This is a genomic window from Streptomyces sp. NPDC048270, from assembly GCF_040652335.1.
Lineage (GTDB): Bacteria > Actinomycetota > Actinomycetes > Streptomycetales > Streptomycetaceae > Streptomyces.
Window position 1 is genome coordinate 15,924 of record NZ_JBEZLV010000013.1, and the last position, 15,188, is coordinate 31,111.

Consider the following 15,188-nt stretch of genomic DNA (forward strand, 5'->3'; position numbering starts at 1 on the left):
TGAGAGGTAGCGGCACTGTGGCATTGACTGAAAATTCAGTCAAGCCTCTCGGAGCCGGGCGCCGCCCTCCGCGGGGGTTCGAGCGGCGGGGCCCCCACCGCGCACTGGGTGCGGCACTGCGGGTGCGCCGCCCCGGGTGCGGGGGTCCGCACGGTCGCCCAGGCCACGGCCGCACCGGCCGCCAGCAGCCCGGCGCACCAGGGCATGGCCCGCCCGAAGGCCGCGTCGAACTGGTCCGCCGAGCGGTACGCCTCCGGCCCCATTCCGGCCAGCAGCGGCAGCGCGGCCACCGCGAGCAGGCCGGCCGCCCGCGCCGCGGCGTTGTTGATGCCGCTCGCCAGCCCCGCCCGGCCCGGGTCCACCGACGCCAGCACGGTCGCGGTGAGCGGGGCGACCAGGGTCACCATGCCCGCGCCCATCACCAGCATCGCGGGCAGCACGTCGGCCGCGTACGAGGCGTCCGGACCCACCCGCAGCATCAGCAGCGTCCCGGCCGCGCACATCAGGGGCCCGACGGTGAGCGGGATGCGGGGGCCGATCCGCTCCCCGATCTCCCCGGAGCGGGCGGACAGCAGCAGCATCAGGACGGTCGTGGGCAGCAGCGCGGCCCCGGCCGCCAGCGCGGAGTACCCCGACACCACCTGGAGCTGGAGCACGACGAGGAAGAAGAACCCGCCGAACGCCGCGTACACGCACAGCGTGACCAGGTTGACCGCGGTGAACTGCCGTGAGGCGAAGATCTCCGGCGGCACCATCGGATCGGCCCGCCGCCGCTCCACGTACACGAACACCCCGGCCAGCAGCACGCCGCCCACCGCCGCGGCGATCACCGGCGCGGTGGCGGTGCGGGCCTCGATCAGCGCGTAGGTGATCAGGGCGAGGGAGGCCGCGCCCAGCAGGGCGCCGGCCACGTCGAACCGCCCGTGCGCCTGCGGATCGCGCGATTCCGGTACGTGCCGCAGGGCCACCGGGACGCACAGCGCGGCCAGCGGCACGTTCAGCAGGAACACCCACCGCCAGCCGGGCCCGTCCACCAGCCAGCCGCCGAGGAACGGCCCCACGGCCGCGCCCACCCCGCCCAGTCCCGACCACAGTCCCACCGCCCGGCCCCGGTCCCGCGCACGGATCGAGCCCTGGATCAGGGCGAGCGAACCGGGCGTCAGCAGGGCCCCGCCGATGCCCTGCAGGGCCCGGGCGGCCACCAGTACCCCGGCGTTCGGCGCGAGGCCGCACAGCAGCGAGCCCACCGCGAACCACACCACGCCGAGGACGAAGATCCGCCGGCGGCCGAAGCGGTCGCCGAGCGCCCCGCCGACCAGGATCAGCCCGGCCAGGGTCAGCAGATAGGCGTTCACCGTCCACTGCAGCACGGCGAGATCCGCGTCGAGATCCTCTCCGATCCGGGGGAGGGCGACGTTGACCACCGTCGAGTCGAGCATGGCCATGCCCGACCCGAGCACCGTGGTGAGCAGGATCCAGCGGCCCTGCGCGGACGCGAGGGGGACGCCGGGCCCGGCCGGCCGGGCGGGTGTGGCCATGAGTCAAGGCTGGCCCCGGCGGGCGCCGGGGGCCACCGGGCGGGGACCGGGGGCCACCGGTCGGGCGCCGGGAGCCACCGGGCGCGCGCCGGGTGCGGAAGTGCGGCTCAATAGGCCCTCTTGTAATGGACATGCCGTTGTTTCACCATGACCCGCGCACATCACGCACATCACGCACCCTCTTCCCGCACAACCTGCACACGGCGTACGAGGAGACAACACGTGGCCCAACGCAACAGGCGTTCCTTACGCGCGGCGCTCGCCGCCCTCACCTCGCTCCTGCTCCTCCCCCTCGGCGCGGGCGTCGCCGCGGCCGCCCCGGACCCGGGCCCCGCCCCCGGCGCGGCCGAACGCAAGATCGAACCCAAGCTCCGCGCCCAGCTCGACAGCACCGACAAGGCCGTCTTCTGGGTCTACCTCGACAGCGCCGCCGACCTCACCGCCGCGCGCAGGCAGCAGACCCGAGCCGCCAAGGCCGAGAGCGTGCTCCGGACCAAGAAGGAGCACGCCGCGCGCAGCCAGGCCGACGTGGTCAAGGCCCTCGAAGGCGCCAAGGCCGAGTACACCTCGTACTGGATCGTGAACGCCGTCCGCGTCGTCGGCACCGAGAAGCTCGCCGGCGCCCTCGCACAGCGCCCCGAGGTGTCCCGGATCGACGCCGACGACAAGGTCGAGCTGCCCAAGCCCGCCGAGGGCGAGCGGGAGCGGGCCCTCGCCGACGCCGTCGAGTGGAACATCGACCGCATCAAGGCCCCCCAGGTCTGGGAACAGGCCGGAGTGCGCGGCGAGGGCATCGTCGTCGCCAACATCGACAGCGGAGTGGACTACACCCACCCCGCCGTGAACGGCCAGTACCGCGGCAAGAACGCGGACGGCAGCTACACCCACGCCTACAACTGGTTCGACCCCGCCGGGGTGTGCGCCGGGACCGCCCCCTGCGACAACAACGACCACGGCACCCACACGATGGGCACGATGGTCGGTGACGACGGCGGCGCCAACAAGATCGGCGTCGCCCCGGGCGCCCGGTGGATCGCCGCCAAGGGCTGCGAGTCCAACTCCTGCTCCGAGGCCTCCCTGCTCGCCTCCGGCCAGTGGATCGTCGCCCCGACCGACGCGAGCGGCCAGAACCCGCGGCCCGACCTCGCCCCGCACGTCGTCAACAACTCCTGGGGCGGCCCGGGCGGCGACACCTGGTACCAGGAGATCGTCGACACCTGGCGGGCCGCCGGCATCTTCCCGGCCTTCTCCAACGGCAACTCCGGACCCGGCTGCTCCACCAGCGGCTCACCCGGCGACTACGCGAGCTCCTACAGCTCCGGCGCCTTCGACATCAACAACACGATCGCGTCGTTCTCCTCGCGCGGCGCCGGCCCCGGCGGCCTGATCAAGCCGAACATCGCCGCCCCGGGCGTGAACGTGCGCTCCTCCGTGCCCGGCGGCGCCTACGAGGCCTTCTCCGGCACCTCCATGGCCTCGCCGCACACCGCGGCCACCGTGGCCCTGCTCTGGTCCGCCGCGCCCGCCCTCGAAGGCGACATCGCACAGACCGAGGCCCTGCTCGACGGCACCGCCCAGGACACCGACAGCGCGCAGTGCGGCGGCACCGCCGCCGACAACAACGTCTTCGGCGAGGGCAAGCTCGACGCGCTCGCCGCCCTGAACGCCGCCCCGCGCGGCGCGATCGGCGCCCTCGCCGGCACCGTCCGCTCCGGCGGCGCGCCGGTCGCGGGCGCCACGGTCACCGCCGACGGCCCGATCGACCGTACGGCGACCACCGCAGCCGACGGCACCTACCGGTTCACCGCACTGTCGGTGGGCGACTACAGCCTGACCGCCGCGAAGTTCGGCTACGGATCGCAGAGCGCGACCGCCACGGTCACCGAGAACGCCACGGCCACCGGCGACTTCACCCTCGCCCAGGCCGCCTCCGGCAAGCTCACCGGCACGGTCACCGCGGCCTCCGGACCCGCCGCGGGCGCCTCCGTCACCATCGCGGACACCCCCGTGACCGCGACCACCGACGCGCAGGGCCGCTTCGAGGTCACCCTGCCGCACGGCACCTACGAGGTGCGGGCCACGCACCCGTCCCGCTGCGTCACCGGCGGCTCCGCCCCGGCCACCGTCGCGGGCGACACCACCGTCACGGTGAACCTGCCCGAACGCACCGACACCTACGGCTACGCCTGCGCCGCCACGAACGACCGCCCGTACCCCGCGGGCACCCGGCAGCTCGCACTGACCGGCGACAACACCACCGAGCGCGTCGACCTGCCCTTCCCGCTGCCGCTGTACGGCAAGACGTACGGGCAGGCCTGGATCGGGACCAACGGCACCGTCAGCTTCGGCGGCAACAACACCGCCGACATCAACGGCGACCTGCCGAGCACGGCCACCCCGAACGCCGCCCTCTACCCCTTCTGGGACGACCTGGTCGTCGGCGCGGCGGGCAGCGGCTCCGGCGTCTTCACCGCCGTCACCGGCACCGCCCCGCACCGCAGCTACGTGATCGAGTGGCGCGAGGTGTCCCACTGGTCGGCGCAGGCCGACAAGTTCTCCTTCTCGGCGTCCATCGGCGAGGACGGCAGCGTCTCCTACGCCTACAAGGGCACCGGCGGCACCGGCATCAAGGCCGGCTCCACGGCCACGGTCGGTGTGGAGAACGCCACCGGCACCGACGCCTTCAAGTACTCCTTCAACACGCCGGTCATCACGGACGGCCTCGGCATCGCCTTCCGCACCACCAAGAGCGGCGTGGTGGCGGGCCGGGTGCTCGACGCCAACGACGGCAACGGCGTCGCGGGCGCCACGGTGACCGTCGGCACCGGCGACTCGGCCGTCTCCGCCACCACGGCGGCCGACGGCGGATACGTGGTCCAGAGCCCGTCCGGCGCACGGCCCGTCGCCCTCTCCGCGCCGCACTACGAGTCCGGGCAGGCGACCGTCGACGTCAAGGCGGCCGACGTCACGACGGTGACGCAGTCGCTGCGCACCGGCCGGGTGACCGCGTCCCAGCCCGCCGTGGAGGTGGTCGCCCAGGCGAACCAGCGGCGGAGCCGCACCCTGGACCTCACCAACCCGGGCCTCGGCACGGCCTTCACGGTGACCGAGGACGCGGCCTGGCTGACGGCCACGCCGGGGACCGGGAACCTGCCGACGGGCGGGAAGGCTGCGCTCACCCTCGCGGTGGACACGACCGGGCTGACCCCGGGGACGGTCCTGACCGCGGAGCTGAAGATCGCCTCGGCCAGCGGCCGGACCCCGGTCCTGACCGTCCCGGTCAAGGTCGTCGTCCCGCGCTACCAGGTCGCACTGGACGCGGGCGGCGACTCCGCGAGCACGGACGTCCTGGGCGACGCCTGGTCCCCGGACCGCAAGTACACGGCGGGCTCGTACGGCTACCAGGGCAGCAGCTCCACCCGCAGCACCACTCGCACCATCGCCGGTACGCAGGACCAGCGGCTGCTGCGCAACGCACGTGAGGGCATGTACGAGTACCGCTTCGACAACGTGCCGAACGGGACCTACACGGTGGAGCTGGGCTTCGCCGAGCTGTCCTCGACCCGGCCCGACAAGCGCGTCTTCGACGTCCTGGCCGAGGGCCGGCAGGTCCTTCCCTCCCTGGACATCGCCCTGGAGGCGGGCACCTACACGGCCCTGACCCGTACGTACACGGTCAAGGTGACGGACGGGGTGCTCAACATCCGCTTCGTCACGCACAGCGGATTCGGCAAGCCCCTGATCAACAGCCTGCGGGTGACCGACCGGCCCGACCAGAGCTGACCGCACCACTGGCGGGGGCGGGGCGCTCCAGGGCGCCCCGCCCTCCGCGGTGCGTGCCGCCCCGCCCGCGGAGGGGAGCATTCGGGTGGGCGGGGGCCCGAATCCGCACCGACGCGCGGGGGAAGCCGCACCGGCCTCGCTAGCCTGAACGACCATGACGCTCCTGAGCGACCAGGCCGATGACATCCGGGCCCTCGTGGGCTCCGCCGACCCCGGCGCGACCTGGGCCGTCGGCGGCCCCGACGGCGTCCACGCCGCTTCGCACGCCTGCGACGGCGCGGCCCTCGACCTCGGCCCCCTCGCCGCGGTCCTCGCCCTCTGGCCCGCCCTCGGCACCCTCGTCGAGGAGGGCGCGCTGCGGCTGCACACCCCGCTCACCGCCTACGGGGACGAGGCCGCCGCCGGAACCCCCGCCGGCACCACCGCCCACCACCTGCTCACCCACGCCGACGGGACGGCCGCCCTCACCCGTCTCGCCGAGCACCTCGCGGGCGGCCCGCTCGCCGAACTCGCCGCGACCCGCGTCTGGCACCCCCTGGGCATGGCCCGCACCCGGTACGCCGACGGCGCCCTGCACGCGCCGCTCGCCGACCTCGTCCGCTTCCTGAGCCACCTGGCGGACCCCGCGGACCCCGCGGACCCCGCGGACAGGGACGGCCCGACCGGCATCACCCGCGCCTGGACGGCCGAGTCCCTGCGCATCCGCACCGGTGAACTGACCCCCGCCCGCGGCCTCCTGTGGCACCCGGCCCCGCACGGCGTCTGGACCCACCCCGCGCCGTCCGTCACCGGGCCGGCCCTGTGGGTCTGCCCGGGCCGCCACCGCTGGGCGCTGCTCCTGCCGACGCTCCCGCCCGACCGGCACACCCCCCTGCGCGCGGCCTTCCGGGACGCGGCCTTCGCCCTGCCCTAGGCCGTCTCCTTCGGATCCTGCCGGGCCGACAAGGCCCCGGGGAGACGACCTGGGCCGCACCGGTCCGGCGGCCGGCGCTCGGAGCGCGGGGTGCGCGGGAGCGACGTACGGTGAAGCCGATGTCACCGCCGCTGACCACGCGAGGACCCCATGCCCGACGCCGTGACCTCCGCGCTCGACGCCACGGATGTCGACCTGCTCGACGACCTCTGCCGCGAACTCGCCGAGGCCGCCGACGCGGTCGGTGAGGCCGCCGGCTACGCCTCCGGGCTGGCCCTCGGCGCCCGCCTGCCCGCCACCGCCCTCACTCGGGGCGGCCCGCGCCGGCACGGCTGGCGCACGCTGCTGCACACCCTCAGCGACCCGGCGGGCCTCGGCTGGGCGCCGCGCGGCCGGGGCGTGGCGGCGCGGGCCGGGCGGCTGGCGGGGGCGCTGGCGGGCCGTGAGAGCCTCGCCGTCAGCGTCGCCGTCTGCGGGCTCCGAGCCCGGATCCGCGCCGCGAACGCCCGTCGCCCCGACCTCTTGGCGGACCCCGGCGCCGCCGCGGTCCTCGGAGCCGTCGCGGAAGGACGCCAGGCCGAGGCCGTCCGCCGCTTCCGGCGCCTCCTGCGCGACCGGGGCGCCGAGCACGCCTTCTCGCTGCTGACTCCGGCCTTCGCCGACATCCTGGCCTGGCACGCGCTGACCGACGCCAACCCGTTCAACGACCACGCGGGCTGGCAGGTGGCCACCGGCCGGGCCGTGCCCGCCGCGCCGCTCCTCGGACTGGGGGCCGCCTTCCGGGCGTTCTGCGACCGGGGTCCCGGCCTGCCCGCCGGCGGCGCCCCCGACGCGGGGGACACGGCGGAGCCGCCGGGGCCCCCGCCCCGACGGCTGAGGGCGGTCCCGCCGCTGGGACCGGATCCCTACCGGCACCCCAACCGGCCCGGCAGCCTGCGCGGTCACGCCGCCGCGCTCCGCTCCCACGCCGGGCGGCTGCGCCGGGCGACGGCCGCACCCGCCTGGCAGGTCCCGTACGACGACGCCCTGCGGGCCGAGGTCGCCACCCTGGCGGGCCGCTGCGCCACCGCGGCGAACGGCTTCGCGCTGGCAGCGGGCCAGCTCGGCGAGGAGCGACTGCCGGGCTGAACCGCCGGGCCGCCGGGGACGCCTGGCCGCCGGAGCGGCCGAGCGGGCGAGCGGCCGGGGCCGCGGGTACGGCGTGGCGGCTACAGCACCAGGGACAGCAGCAGGACGAAGCCGAGGCCGACCACCGAGATGATGGTCTCCATCACCGACCAGGTCTTCAGGGTCTGCCCGACGGTCATCCCGAAGTACTCCTTGACCAGCCAGAACCCGGCGTCGTTCACATGGCTGAAGAACAGCGAGCCCGCCCCGATGGCCAGCACCAGCAGCGCGGTCCCGGTGGTGGACATGCCCGCGGCGAGGGGGGCCACCAGTCCGGCCGCCGAGATCGTCGCCACCGTCGCGGACCCCGTGGCGAGGCGGATGGCCACGGCGATCAGCCAGGCCAGCAGGAGGGTCGGGATGGCCCAGTTCTTCGACAGGTCCAGGATCATCTGGCCGACGCCCACGTCGATCAGGGTCTGCTTGAAGCCGCCGCCCGCGCCCACGATCAGCAGGATGCCGGCGATCGGTGCCAGCGACTTCTCGACCGTGGTGGACAGCCGCTCCCTGGTGAACCCGGCCGCCCGGCCGAGGGTGAACATGCCCACCAGCACCGCCGCGAGCAGGGCGATCAGCGGGGAGCCCGCGACGTCGGTGACGCGCTGCACCGCGTTGGCCGGGTCGTTGACCACGATGTCGACCAAGGCCTTGACCAGCATCAGCGCCACCGGAAGCAGCACGGTGAAGACGGTCGCCCCGAAGCGCGGGCGGTGCTCCAGATCCGCCGAGGGCCGCTGCGGAATCATGTGCTCCGGCGCCGGGATGTCCACCCACCGCGCCGCGTACCGGGCGAACAGCGGGCCGGCGATGATCACGGTCGGTATCGCCACCAGCACACCGAGGGCGAGGGTGACGCCCAGGTTCGCGTGGAGCGCGTCGATGGCGACGAGGGGCCCGGGGTGCGGCGGGATCAGGCCGTGCATCACGGACAGGCCGGCCAGGGCCGGGATGCCGATCCGCATCAGGGAGTAGTTGCCCCGCTTGGCCACCAGGAGCACCACCGGGATCAGCAGCACGATGCCGACCTCGAAGAAGAGCGGCAGCCCGATCACCGAGGCGATCAGCACCATGGCCCAGGGCATGGCCCGGCCCTTGGCCCGGGCCAGGATCGTGTCGACGATCTCGTCCGCGCCGCCCGAGTCGGCCAGCAGCTTTCCGAGGATCGCGCCGAGGGCGATGAGCACGCCCACGCCCGCGACCGTCGACCCGAGCCCGGCGGTGAAGCTGGTGATCGTCTTGCCCAACGGCGCTCCCGCGAACACCCCGAGGGCGAGCGAGCCGACCGTCAGCGCCAGGAAGGCGTGCAGCTTGAGGCGGGTGATGAGCAGGACGATGACGGCGATGCCCGCGAGCACGGCGATGCCCAGCTGGGTGTTCCCGGCCGAGGTGATCGGCCCGGTGCCTGCCGCCGCCAGTGTCTCGACGCTGAGACCGGTCACGGTGACGTTTCCTTCGTTCGTTCTCGGGTGGTTCGTCAGTTCTCGGGTATGGGGAGCCGGCGCAGGGCGGCCAGCGCCCGTTCGGTGATCTCTTCGGGGGGGCCGGACACGTCGACGGCGAGGCCGGGCTCGTCCTCCTGGAGGGGCTCCAGGGTGGCGAACTGCGAATCCAGCAGGGCGGCGGGCATGAAGTGGCCGGTGCGGGCCGCCATCCGCCGCTCGATCAGCGGACGTTCACCGGTCAGATGGACGAAGACCGCCCCGGGTGCGGCGGTGCGCAGCCGGTCGCGGTAGGAGCGCTTGAGCGAGGAGGCCGCGACCACGCCCCCGCCCCCGCCGAGTCCGGCCCGCTCGCGCATCCAGTCCCCGATGGCGTCGAGCCAGGGCAGGCGGTCGGCGTCGTCCAGCGGGGTGCCGGCCGACATCTTCGCGACGTTGGATGCGGGATGGAACGCGTCGCCCTCCGCGTACGGAAGCGCCAGGGCCTCCGCGAGCAGCCGGCCCACGGTCGTCTTCCCCGTGCCGGCCACGCCCATCACCACAATGACGCGCTGGGAGCTCACGTCGTACCTCGCTGTCCTCGTCGACATCGGTCCGTGCGGGCACCACTGAAGCCTATTAAGTACTACTTATTCAAGGGGTGGGCGGTAAAACATCGCACCTTTTGTTCGCCGGGGTGTCACCGTACGCTTACGCCATGACCACCGAAGGCAGTCCTGGACCGGGACAGGGACTCCACTCCCACGTGCTGGACACCCTCGGGCTCGCGATCACGGCGGGGGAGTACCCGCCCGGCAGCGTGCTGCGCACGGACGAGATCGCCGAGCGCTTCGACGCCTCCCGCACCGTGGTGCGCGAGGTCGTCCGGGTCCTGGAGTCGATGAGCCTGGTCGAGTCCCGACGGCGGGTCGGCGTCACCGTGCGTCCCACCGAGGAGTGGAACGTCTACGACCCGCGGGTCATCCGCTGGAGGCTGGCCGGCACCGACCGGCCGCGGCAGCTGCGCTCCCTCACCGTGCTGCGCTCCGCGATCGAGCCGGTCGCGGCCGGGCTCGCGGCGGCCCGGGCCACGCCCGATCAGTGCGCAGAGCTGACCGAGGCGGCCCTCGGCATGGTCCGCACCTCGCGCGGCCACCAGCTGGAGGGCTACCTGCGCCACGACATCGCCTTCCACCGCGTCGTGCTGAACGCCTCCGGCAACGAGATGTTCGCCCGCCTCGGCGATGTCGTCGCCGAGGTGCTGACCGGACGCACCGAGCACGCGGTGATGTTCCACGATCCCGATCCGGCGGCCGTCACCCTGCACGTGCAGGTGGCCGAGGCGGTCCGGGAGGGCGACGCGGCGCGTGCCGAGTCCCTGACCCGGCAGATCGCCGTCGGCGCCCTCGAAGAGCTGAACGTACTCGCCCCCTAGGACGCGGTGGACAATCCGCGTGCACCGGTTGATCACGGTGGGGAACACTGTGCCGATGAACTATGCAGCCTCCCGGCCGGCGCGGGAGCGGGCCCTTCGGCATGTCGCGGTACTGGCGTCGGGCCCGCCGATGGACCCGGCCTTGCGGGTGACCCTCAACTTCCACCCGGACCGCCTGCTGCACGGCAGTCCGATCCTGGACGCCATGGCCGAGGGCGGCGCCTACCACTCGCAGTTCGTCACCGGGACGAGCAACGGAGGCCTGACCGCGCATCCGGGCGGCGACCGGTGGCGCTGGGAGAGCCGGATCTTCGACGGGGCGTACGACGAAGCCCCCGCTCATGAGCGGCCCGTCTACGGGGCGTTGAACTTCCGCCGCAAGCCGGTCGGCGGGGCGCCGCGGTTCGGCTCGGCGCACTTCCGGCTGAGGGCCCGGACGCTGGCGCGGAGCACCTTCTGCTACCCGGACAGTTTCCTCGAACCGTCGGATTTCGGAGTCGCGGCCCGCATGGGACTCATCGAGCTCGCCCTCGCCGATCGCCAGGACGAGCTCGACGACTACATCGAGGCGCAGGTGCACGGGCCGGTCCGGCTGCACCGCGATGTGGAGGCGCTGGTGCTTGACCCCTGCTACCGGGGCACGACGGTCGAGGACGCGGCTCTGCGCCTCGGCTGCCCGGTGGAGTGGCACCCCGGCTTCCGACTGGGGGTCGAGGAACTCCGACGCCACCCCGACTACCGCGGCCAGGAGTACATCGACCTGGGCACGCGGATCGCGGTCGACGGCATGCTCGATCCTCGGATCATCGGAGACGCCGCACGCGCCGGCCTCCACGACCCCCAGGCGGTCAAGAAGGTGTGGCACCACCTGGCGCGATTCGGGGCCCCCTGGAAGGCCGCGGACGGATCGGCGGCTCCGGCCCCGATGGAGGGGGCGGTACGCGACGGCCTTCGCTGAGGGGCTGGTGCCAGGGGGACGGCGGGATGTGTTCCGGGCTGTGAGACCGCCGGCAGGGCGGCTCAGGCGTCGAGCACGGCCAGGTCGAGCGCGCGCAGCCGCTCCGGCTCGGCGACCACGTCGATCTCCGTGATCAGGCCGTCCTCGATGGTGAAGCGGAGGACCAGGAACAGCCGTCCCAGCGGGGCCATCACCAGGCCTGCCGCGCCGCCCACCAGAGCCGGCCGGGTGGCCCGCGCCCGCTGCATGGCGGCCATCGCCCCCCGGGCGACGGTGACCGCGCCGCTGATGAGGACCGGAGCCGGGCTGGGCACGACGGACGGGTCGGCCCGCAGCACCACGTCGGGGTGGAGCAGCGCGACCAGTGCTTCGAAGTCCCCGCCGCGGGTGGCGGAGAGGAAGGCGTCCACCACGCGGCGCCGGCGGGCCGGATCGGCTTCCGGCGCCGGCGGAGCCCCCTTGACCCGGCGGCGGGCGCGGCTCGCGAGCTGCCGGGTGGCGGCCGGGGTCCGGTCGAGCATCGGGGCTATGTCCTCGAAGGGCACGGCGAACAGGTCGTGCAGGACGAAGGCGAGGCGCTCGGCCGGCGTGAGCCTGTCGAGCACCACCAGCAGGGCCAGCCCGACCGAGTCGGCCAGCACCGCCTCCTGTTCGGGGTCCACCGCCTCCTCGCGGCCGGCCGACGGACTGGCGCCGTACGTCTCCAGGGAGTCCTCGCGACGGGTTTCGCGCGCACGCAGCATGTTGAGGCAGACGCGCGCCACCACGGTGGTCAGCCAACCGCCGAGGTTCTCGACGTCGCCGGTGTCGGCGCGGTTCAGGCGCAGCCACGCCTCCTGGACGGCGTCCTCGGCCTCGCTGAGCGAGCCGAGCATCCGGTAGGACACCGCTCTGAGATGGGAGCGGTGCTCTTCGAAACGCGACGTCAGGCGGGACTGCTCGTCCACGGGCGGGGTCCTTCCTCGCGGACGACCGTCAAGGCGGATCAACGGAAAGCCGCTGCTGGATAATGGCGCTGAGCAGCATAGGCAATGGAGACGCCGGACCCGTCTGGCGGTCCGGCAGGAGAGATGGAGCCCCGATGGACGTGCAGCACTTCGAGCGGATCACCGCTTTCATCGAGGCGCGCCTCACCCCGCTGTTCGACGCCGAGACGGGCAGCGAGTACGGCTTCGGGATGGACGACACCTCCCGTGCGCTGCGCGCGCTGCGCAACGCCGTGCTCGAGGCCTCCGCCATCAAGGGCCTCATCGCGCAGCGGGAGTCGGCCGACGCGGCCATGCGGCGCGTCATCGACCAGTCGGTGGAGCACAACTGGGACGTGCTGCGCGGGATCGCCCGCCAATGGGAGGACCACGCCGACTTCCGCCACGAGTTCAAGCACCACGCCTGGGAACTCGACCACCACGCCGTCACCGTGGAGGGCTGACCTCCGCGCCGGGCCGGACCCCTGCCCGCCGCATCGCGACGCGGCGGGCAGGGCGGCGGACACGGCGGGCGGAGCGGCTCATCCGCGACCCCCCGTCCGCTGCGCGCCCGTTCGACTAGGACCCGAGATCCACGGCTCCGCGGTCCACGGCGCGCCCTACTCCGCGGTCTTGCGCGGAGTCGTCTGCTGGACCGCCCAGCCGTTCCCGTCCGGGTCGGAGAAGTAGACGAAGGAACCCCAGGGCAGGTCCTGGATCTCCGTCACCTCGATACCGCGGCCGCGCAGGTCCTCGTACGCCTCCTCGATGTCGGCGACGACGACCTGCATGTTGTCCAGGGACCCCGGGGCCATCCGGGTCAGCCCCTTGCCGATCGCGATCGAACAGGCCGAGCCGGGCGGGGTCAGCTGGACGAAGCGCACGTCCTCGCTGACGGTGTGGTCGTGGTCGGCGTGGAAGCCGATCTTCTCGTAGAAGGCTTTGGCCCGGTCGACATCGGTGACGGGCACGGCGACCAGCTCAAGTTTGATGTCCATGGCGGCATCATGCTCCAGAGACGGTCCTCGCGCCGTCCGGTGCCACGTCGGCGGGCGTGTCCGACGTCGCGAACTGGGTGCGGTACAGCTCCTCGTACCGCCCGCCCGCCGCCAGGAGTTCGGTGTGCGTGCCGCGTTCCACGATCCGGCCCTCCTCGACCACCAGGATCAGATCGGCCGCCTGCACGGTCGACAGCCGGTGCGCGATCACCACCGCGGTCCGGCCCGCCAGGGCCTCGCCCAAGGCCTCCTGCACGGCCGCCTCCGAGGTGGAGTCCAGGTGCGCGGTGGCCTCGTCGAGGATCACCACCCGCTGCCGGGCCAGCAGCAGCCGTGCGATGGTCAGCCGCTGCCGCTCACCGCCCGACAGGCGGTAGCCGCGCTCACCGACGACCGTGTCCAGCCCGTCGGGCAGCGAGGCGACGAGGCCGTCCAGACGGGAGCGGCGCAGGGCCTCCCAGATCTCCTCCTCGCCGGCTTCCGGCCGGGCCAGCAGCAGGTTGGCCCGTACCGACTCGTGGAAGAGGTGCCCGTCCTGGGTGACCATGCCGAGCGTCTCGCGGATCGAGTCGGCCGTCAGGTCCCGTACGTCGACCCCGCCGATGCGGACCGCGCCCGCGTCGGCGTCGTACAGGCGCGGCAGCAGCTGCGCGATCGTCGACTTGCCGGCGCCGGAGGAGCCGACCAGGGCGATCATCCGGCCGGGCTCGGCGCGGAACGAGACCTCGTGCAGGACCGGCGTACCGCCCCGGGCGTCGAGGGTGGCGACCTCCTCCAGCGAGGCGAGCGAGACCTTGTCGGGGGACGGGTAGGCGAAGGAGACGCGGTCGAACTCCACCGACACCGGCCCGTCCGGCACCGTGCGGGCGTCCGGCTTCTGCGTGATGAGGGGCTTCAGGTCGAGGATCTCGAAGACCCGCTCGAAGCTCACCAGCGCGCTCATCACCTCGACGCGGGCCCCGGCGAGCGAGGTCAGCGGCGCGTACAGCCGGGTCAGCAGCAGGGCGAGGGCCACGACGGAGCCGGCGTCCAGGGTCCCGCGCAGGGCGTAGAACCCGCCCAGCCCGTAGACCAGGGCCAGGGCCAGGGCCGAGACCAGGGTGAGGGCGGTGATGAAGGCGGACTGGGCCATCGCCGTGCGGATCCCGATGTCCCGCACCCGCGCGGCCCGGGCCGCGAACTCCGCGGACTCGTCGGCCGGCCGTCCGAACAGCTTGACCAGCGTCGCGCCGGGCGCGGAGAACCGCTCGGTCATCTGCGTGCCCATCGCCGCGTTCAGCGCCGCGGCCTCCCGCTGCATGGCCGCCATCCGGGCCCCCATGCGGCGGGCCGGAAGCACGAACACCGGCAGCAGGACGAGCGCCAGCAGGGTGATCTGCCAGGAGATGCTCAGCATCACGGCGAGGGTGAGCAGCAGGGTCACGGTGTTGGCGACGACCCCGGACAGGGTGTTGGCGAACGCCCGCTGGGCGCCGATCACGTCGTTGTTGAGGCGGCTGACCAGGGCCCCGGTCCGGGTCCGGGTGAAGAAGGCGACCGGCATCCGCTGCACGTGGTCGAAGACCGCCGTCCGCAGATCGAGGATCAGCCCTTCGCCGAGGGTGGAGGAGAGCCGGCGGGTCAGCAGCCCCAGGCCCGCCTCGGCCACCGCGATCAGTGCGATGAGCAGGGCGAGCCGGGTCACGGTCCCGCTGTCCAGGCCGCCCACGATGGCGTCGACGATCCGGCTGGCGAGCACCGGGGTGGCCACCGCGAGGAGCGCCGTGACGACGCTGAGCAGCAGGAAGAGGATGAGCCCGCGGCGGTGCGGGCGGGCGAAGGAGGCGACGCGGCGCAGGCTCGCCCGGGATACCGGGCGGCGGTCCTGCTGGGCGTTGATCGCACTGTGCAGCGAGGTCCAGGCGGTGACTTCCATGTCCATGGCCGGAACGTTATGACCTCAACCGAAGTCGAGGTCAAGCAGGCGGGCCGTCCGCTCCGACGCGGGTCAACTGCGGCTCGAGTGAGGGGATT

Annotated in this window: 12 protein-coding genes; 6 read left to right on the top strand and 6 right to left on the bottom strand. The window is 73.6% G+C overall.

Annotated features, from left to right (window positions below):
• Nucleotides 1-35: 35 nt before the first annotated feature.
• Nucleotides 36-1,538, bottom strand: coding sequence for an MFS transporter (locus AB0D66_RS14135; RefSeq protein WP_362301650.1), 1,503 nt, complete (start codon nt 1,536-1,538; stop codon nt 36-38).
• 222 nt (nt 1,539-1,760) lie between these two features.
• Here AB0D66_RS14135 and AB0D66_RS14140 point away from each other — a divergent pair, with 222 nt between their 5' ends.
• The 3 genes from AB0D66_RS14140 to AB0D66_RS14150 all read left to right on the top strand — a co-directional run bounded on the left by AB0D66_RS14140 (nt 1,761) and on the right by AB0D66_RS14150 (nt 7,362).
• On the top strand, nt 1,761-5,321 hold the full coding sequence (locus AB0D66_RS14140) for a S8 family serine peptidase (protein WP_362301653.1): 3,561 nt from the start codon (nt 1,761-1,763) through the stop codon (nt 5,319-5,321).
• A 154-nt stretch (nt 5,322-5,475) separates the two neighbouring features.
• Nucleotides 5,476-6,234: a hypothetical protein gene (locus AB0D66_RS14145; protein WP_362301656.1), complete on the top strand. Its 759-nt coding sequence runs from the start codon at nt 5,476-5,478 to the stop codon at nt 6,232-6,234.
• A gap of 150 nt (nt 6,235-6,384) precedes the next feature.
• Entirely contained in the window at nt 6,385-7,362 is a 978-nt protein-coding gene (locus tag AB0D66_RS14150; RefSeq protein WP_362301659.1) for a hypothetical protein, read from the top strand.
• A gap of 80 nt (nt 7,363-7,442) precedes the next feature.
• Here the strand turns inward: AB0D66_RS14150 and AB0D66_RS14155 are convergent, their stop codons facing one another.
• Nucleotides 7,443-8,840 (bottom strand): gluconate:H+ symporter, encoded by a 1,398-nt coding sequence (locus AB0D66_RS14155; RefSeq protein WP_362301661.1) that lies wholly within the window; start codon nt 8,838-8,840, stop codon nt 7,443-7,445.
• Between the two features lie 35 nt (nt 8,841-8,875).
• Nucleotides 8,876-9,403 carry a gluconokinase gene (locus tag AB0D66_RS14160; protein ID WP_362301664.1) on the bottom strand — a complete coding sequence of 176 codons (528 nt, stop codon included), beginning with the start codon at nt 9,401-9,403 and terminating at the stop codon, nt 8,876-8,878.
• Between the two features lie 134 nt (nt 9,404-9,537).
• Here AB0D66_RS14160 and AB0D66_RS14165 point away from each other — a divergent pair, with 134 nt between their 5' ends.
• Nucleotides 9,538-10,254 (top strand): FCD domain-containing protein, encoded by a 717-nt coding sequence (locus AB0D66_RS14165; RefSeq protein ID WP_362301667.1) that lies wholly within the window; start codon nt 9,538-9,540, stop codon nt 10,252-10,254.
• Between the two features lie 55 nt (nt 10,255-10,309).
• Nucleotides 10,310-11,212: a DUF3626 domain-containing protein gene (locus AB0D66_RS14170; RefSeq protein ID WP_362301670.1), complete on the top strand. Its 903-nt coding sequence runs from the start codon at nt 10,310-10,312 to the stop codon at nt 11,210-11,212.
• Between the two features lie 62 nt (nt 11,213-11,274).
• Here the strand turns inward: AB0D66_RS14170 and AB0D66_RS14175 are convergent, their stop codons facing one another.
• Nucleotides 11,275-12,159 carry a sigma-70 family RNA polymerase sigma factor gene (locus AB0D66_RS14175; protein ID WP_362301673.1) on the bottom strand — a complete coding sequence of 295 codons (885 nt, stop codon included), beginning with the start codon at nt 12,157-12,159 and terminating at the stop codon, nt 11,275-11,277.
• 134 nt (nt 12,160-12,293) lie between these two features.
• Between AB0D66_RS14175 and AB0D66_RS14180 the strand changes: the two genes are divergently transcribed.
• Nucleotides 12,294-12,641: a hypothetical protein gene (locus tag AB0D66_RS14180; protein WP_362301676.1), complete on the top strand. Its 348-nt coding sequence runs from the start codon at nt 12,294-12,296 to the stop codon at nt 12,639-12,641.
• 156 nt (nt 12,642-12,797) lie between these two features.
• On the opposite strand, the gene AB0D66_RS14185 is transcribed toward AB0D66_RS14180, so the two are convergent.
• Nucleotides 12,798-13,175 (bottom strand): VOC family protein, encoded by a 378-nt coding sequence (locus AB0D66_RS14185; protein WP_362301681.1) that lies wholly within the window; start codon nt 13,173-13,175, stop codon nt 12,798-12,800.
• Between the two features lie 7 nt (nt 13,176-13,182).
• The gene (locus AB0D66_RS14190; protein WP_362301684.1) at nt 13,183-15,096 is read right to left on the bottom strand and encodes an ABC transporter ATP-binding protein; all 1,914 of its coding nucleotides are present in this window, start codon (nt 15,094-15,096) and stop codon (nt 13,183-13,185) included.
• Nucleotides 15,097-15,188 lie beyond the last annotated feature (92 nt).